The following is a 334-nucleotide window of genomic DNA, read 5'->3' as shown; positions in this document are numbered from 1 at the left end:
TCGGTACAGTGAACGACCCGACAGCGACTGTGGTGGTGACTGTAGACGGAGTGGACTACCCGGCAACCAATAATGGCAACGGTACCTGGACACTTGCCGACAATACACTTCCAGTGTTGGCAGATGGTCCACATACTGTGACTGTGACAGCAACCGACCCAGCAGGTAACGTGAGTACAACCAGTGCGGTGGTGACTGTAGATACTGCAGCAGCGAACTTGCTTGGTCTGATTACAGTACCGGATGACTTAAACACTGATGGCCTCATCAATACAGCAGAACTAGGCACAGACGGCAGCTTTGATGCCCGTGTTGCGTTAGGTCCGGATGCAGT

General features: G+C 53.0%; 1 protein-coding gene. It reads left to right on the top strand.

Annotated features, from left to right (window positions below; translation table 11 throughout):
• Nucleotides 1-334 (top strand): Ig-like domain-containing protein (locus ACH8JV_RS19575; RefSeq protein ID WP_396523316.1); only part of this gene is annotated, 334 nt, incomplete at both ends.

Origin of the sequence: Acinetobacter sp. ABJ_C5_2, from assembly GCF_044538485.1 — a bacterium.
Classification (GTDB): Bacteria; Pseudomonadota; Gammaproteobacteria; order Pseudomonadales; family Moraxellaceae; genus Acinetobacter; species Acinetobacter nosocomialis_A.
This window is presented reverse-complemented; position numbering and strand designations above follow the sequence as displayed.